Annotated in this window: 4 protein-coding genes; 3 read left to right on the top strand and 1 reads right to left on the bottom strand. The window is 36.5% G+C overall.

The genetic code is table 11. The features are described from left to right. Positions 1 to 121 precede the first annotated feature (121 nt). A complete protein-coding gene (locus Q0192_RS17690; RefSeq protein ID WP_299291640.1) occupies positions 122 to 1,171 on the top strand; it encodes a PDDEXK nuclease domain-containing protein in 1,050 nt (349 codons plus the stop codon). Between the two features lie 41 nt (positions 1,172 to 1,212). Here the strand turns inward: Q0192_RS17690 and Q0192_RS17685 are convergent, their stop codons facing one another. Beyond that, entirely contained in the window at positions 1,213 to 2,250 is a 1,038-nt protein-coding gene (locus Q0192_RS17685; protein WP_299291638.1) for an HNH endonuclease domain-containing protein, read from the bottom strand. Between the two features lie 179 nt (positions 2,251 to 2,429). Here Q0192_RS17685 and Q0192_RS17680 point away from each other — a divergent pair, with 179 nt between their 5' ends. Both Q0192_RS17680 and Q0192_RS17675 read left to right on the top strand, forming a co-directional pair. Continuing rightward, the gene (locus Q0192_RS17680) at positions 2,430 to 2,744 is read left to right on the top strand and encodes a hypothetical protein (protein ID WP_299291636.1); all 315 of its coding nucleotides are present in this window, start codon (positions 2,430 to 2,432) and stop codon (positions 2,742 to 2,744) included. Positions 2,745 to 2,915: 171 nt separating this feature from the next. Beyond that, positions 2,916 to 4,571 (top strand): AAA family ATPase, encoded by a 1,656-nt coding sequence (locus Q0192_RS17675; protein WP_299291634.1) that lies wholly within the window; start codon positions 2,916 to 2,918, stop codon positions 4,569 to 4,571. Positions 4,572 to 4,722 lie beyond the last annotated feature (151 nt).

The following is a 4,722-nucleotide window of genomic DNA, read 5'->3' as shown; positions in this document are numbered from 1 at the left end:
TATGGTACATTTATCTTCCATAAAAACTATGTTAAACCGTTTTTAAACAGCTTCTAAGGATTTTTTTAAAAAAGATGATTAGATTTATCTCTTTAGTCAGCTAAATCCAAGCGTTAATAATATGAGTAGTGAAGTAAAAATTGACGGGTTGCTGCTCGGCGTAAAGCACTTAATTGAACAAAGCCGCTGGCAGATCGCTGTTTCAGTTAATACGACGCTTACTTTACTATATTGGGAAATCGGCCAGACTATTCAAACCGAAGTGTTGCAAAACGAGCGTGCAGGTTATGGAAAACAAATTATTGCGCAACTGGCCCAGCAATTAACCCTTGCTTACGGGAGCGGCTGGAGTGAAAAGCAATTGAGACACTGTATCCGCTTTGCAGAAACTTTTACCGATAAACAGATTGTCTCGACACTGTCGAGACAATTCAGCTGGTCCCATTTCCAGTCCTTTATTTATATTGAGCAAGATCTGAAAAGAGAATTCTACATTCAGCTATGCAAACTGGAAAAATGGAGCGTTCGTACTTTAAGAGGTCGGATCAGCTCAATGCTCTATGAGCGTACTGCAATCAGCAGCAAACCGGATGAAACGATTAAGAACGATTTGGAACTGCTACGTGACGAGCAGCAGCTTAGTCCGGACCTGGTTTTCCGGGATCCGTACTTCCTTGATTTTCTAGGACTGAAAGACAGTTATTCCGAAAAAGATTTAGAAACCGCCATACTTGCCGAACTACAACGCTTCATCATCGAAATGGGAAGCGACTTTGCTTTTCTTGCTAGGCAGAAACGAATCGTTATCGATAACCGGGATTACAAGATCGATCTGCTCTTTTATCACCGCAGGTTAAAGTCTCTGGTAGCAATTGATCTGAAAATCGGTGAATTTGAAGCAGGGTTCAAAGGACAAATGGAGCTTTACCTGCGCTATTTGGAAAAGCACGAAATGGTCGAAGGCGAGAATACGCCTATTGGGCTAATCCTTTGTACCGGGAAAAACGAAGAGCATATCGAGCTGATGCAACTGGACAAAAGCAATATTCGCGTTGCAGATTATTTGACAGATTTGCCTAGCCAAAAAGTATTTCAGGAGAAACTTCACCAGGCAATCTTGATTGCTCAGCAAAATTTGAACGATAAAGAGAAAAACAAATTAGAAGATTGAATCAGCGATATTAGAACCGAACTTTAATTTGAATACTACCTTTATAAAAATTCAAATCCATTGTTACTTGCAATAGTAATGAGCGGCTGAACCTGTTCCAGAAATTTTATTCTTGTTAAACCAGCCGCCCTGTCGAGTGATGGAAACAAAGTCAGATAGTCTTCCAGATATCTGTTTTTTGGAAACTTGTCCAACATGATTTTTACTGCAGACTGCTGTAAAGTAAAGAAAGGATCAAAGTGCCGGTCCAGCAAAGGTAGCCTGTCACTTTTTGTACTATTGAAAGCGTAGTCTGCTGGAATAAGGTTCCAGATCAGGTCATGGGCAACAAAAGCATGAGGAATGAAGTGTTCTACTGCATAGTTTCCAATTTCAAGTCGCTTATTAGTATAGATGCAATCTACACTACCTAATTCCCGGATAACAATATCCCAGAAGTCTTTTCGCTGCCCCACCAAATTCTTTCGAATTGCTGGCTTGATTAGTTTATTTGGCAGGTCCGGAACATTTGGATTTTTGGTTTGCAGGTACACGACCAGGTTCCAGTAGCAAAAGTGCTTCAGCACGAGAACATTCTTCTGAAAGTAGTCCATCCAGGCAGGATTCATTTCAATATGTTCTTTAAATAACGCATAAGGGCAGTTATTGGTAAACGACCCGGAAAGCTGATAAGCCTGGTTCATATCGTCCGCCCTGAACCAGGGACTTAAAAAGCGGTGAAGAACCTCCGCGTTGAAATACTGCAATTCTTTAAGTGTATTCTTGTTAGTAGTATTTGCTAAAGCATTATAAACAGCGCTTTGACTGATATCAATTGTTAATCCTTCCAGCTGCCTGATCTGCTGTACGGAGTGCTGCAGTTTATCCTGCTTGCCAAAGGAAACATGAAAGTAATTTACCGTAAACCAGGCATGCGAGACCATCTCCGCAAAAAGATACTGCTTTCGAATACTTGCTTCACCAAGCTCTACTCTTTTCAGTATGGCCAATAGCCAATAGAACTTATAGCTCGCCGAGGTTTTATTAAAGCAGGCTGCTAAAAGATGAATCGGAAGATCTAGCTGGTAGGGTAGGTTCACAAGTCCGAACTTAGTAATTTTCTTAATTTGAATTGTAAACTAAAATTGAATGCCTGTAAGTTGTGATACTAAACTTTTTTATTGCGATTCACCCTTTGATATTTTTTCCCTACGCTTAATTATCTACTGATGCCATTTCTTCTAAAATACTTATTATTACAGGCATTAGTACAACATTAATGGAAAGCATATTAATAAGTGACAGAGATTCAGAATATTTTAATGATGATTTGCCAGTTAACTTTTTGGATGATATAAAAGATATTAATCTTTTTATTGGTGCCAATAATACGCGTAAAAGCAGATTCTTGAGACGAATCTTACAGCTGGAGAAAAAGATTATTATTAATACAGGAGCTTCTCTAAATGCTGCTTTTACAAATAGCTCTAAGTTAATTGCTGAACTGAAAAAATTTACTAGCAATGACATAATCATAAGCTTTCAGAACTCTCTAAATTATGGGTACTGTTTCCAAATGTATGATGACTATTAAAGCAGATAATAATCTTTCAAAATGTAAAACTAATTTAGCTGTAAAAGTGAAAATATCAGTTCTGATTTTATCTGCTTTTTTAACCAATTTTATGCCATCATACATTTAGAAACACAACCAAATTATGTTCCTGAGAAAGGTAGAAGATTTTATAACTTACAGAAATATTATTTGAATAACAATGCTCCAAGGCCGCATATTACCTATACATCTATTGCAGAACATATAAAAAACATAAATGAAACGCTGGTAGACATCGTCGATTCAGAAGTTGTAAAATTTGTTGGCGAGGCAGAAGCAATTTACGATGTTTTGGATTTTCTTATTTATATAATTGAAAAGGAAAAAGCTGGTCACCAGTATGAAATGGTTTATACGGAACCTAATGCAAATGTTGTCAGATTTGGCATTTCAGATCAAGCATATAAGGGGCAACTGCCAGAAGCGCAGGAAAAGTTAGCCCTAATAATTCAAGTTAGAGAGTATTTTGAGGTATTGAAGGGCATACAACCAAAGGTTTTGAAAAAGGAGTGCGTTTATATACCAGTACTTCGTTCCTCTAGAAATTTGATTAACTCTGCCGGCAACATTGAAGGGTCTCAAATCTTTGAATCAACCATACGTCAACAGTATTTCGAAAAAGAAAAATTACAGAACGTAATAATTCACACAGGTCAAGCCAGTTATAATAAAATAGCTAGCGCTAAAAGTGGCAAGACAGAACAAAGAAAGGATTTCGCTGAATTTGAAAAATTCATCGGAATGAACTTTTTTCAATCTGCTAATGTTGAAATTACTCCCTATAGTGGTGGAAGCCATCCAGAAATTACAATTAGTCTGCCCCAAGAAATGCAGGACGTTCCAATTCATGATCTTGGTGACGGCGTTCAAAGCATTATCAATTTATTCTTTCCAATCTTTACAGCACAAGAAGGTGCGTGGGTATTTATTGATGAGCCGGAACTCAACCTACATCCAGGATTTCAAAACCTATTTGTAAGAACGTTATTGGAAAATGAATTTTTAGCAAAAAAGAAGCTAAAATATTTTCTAAATTCTCATTCAAACCATATACTATCTGAATTGCTTTTAGGTGGAACACAAAAATCTGAAATCTTTGTTTTTCATAAGCGTAATGAAACGTCTTCAAATATCAAAGCTTTCCGAGGATTTGAAACTTCTACGCTAGAATTATTAGGGGTGCTAAACACTTCGAACCTAATCAGTAATTGCTCGGTGTGGGTTGAAGGCATCACTGATAGAATTTATCTCAGGGCATTTCTAACAGCTTTTCTTAAAAATAGATCAGGCTTTCACCCTATTGAAGGTTTGAATTATGCATTTATCGAATACGGAGGGAAAAACCTTATTCATTATATGTTTGAAGAAAATCGAGAAGTGACACTGCCAGGTGATAGCATAAAAGCATTTTTTATCAATTCTAAAATATTCTTGCTAGCTGATACTGATGCAAATAAAGAAGAACAGCATAAAAAATTTAATAAACTTAGCAGTAAAAACTTCATTTATCATCAAACTAATGTTCCAGAGATTGAGAATCTTTTACCTAAAAATGTACTCCTGCAATTCTTAATTAAAGAATTAAAAATATCGAATGAACAAGCTGCTGAGATTCTTTTAGAGCCATACGACGATTTGAAGTTAGGTAACTACTTCAAGAAGGGATTCAACGCTTTTAAGATTGAAAAGGTAATAACCTCAAATACAGGTGGTACCTTGTCATCATATTATAAAAGCAAGTTAGCTGAATTCGTTTTACAAAGTGTCCAAAATGGTACTATAACCTGGCAAATGTTAGAAGTTTAGGAAAATTTGAAAACTATAGTAACATCACTATATGACTTTATTACAAAAAGCAATCGGTAAACATTAAAGCAAAGTAATCATAATTTTTGGCAGGATGGGTAGTGTAAACCAAACTGTGTCAGTGATATTGTTTAGTTGTTGTTGAGGTACA

The sequence above is a fragment of the uncultured Mucilaginibacter sp. genome (genome assembly GCF_937859865.1).
Taxonomy (GTDB): domain Bacteria; phylum Bacteroidota; class Bacteroidia; order Sphingobacteriales; family Sphingobacteriaceae; genus Mucilaginibacter_A.
Note: the sequence above shows the minus strand (reverse complement) of the source record. Positions and strands in the feature narration are given on the sequence as shown.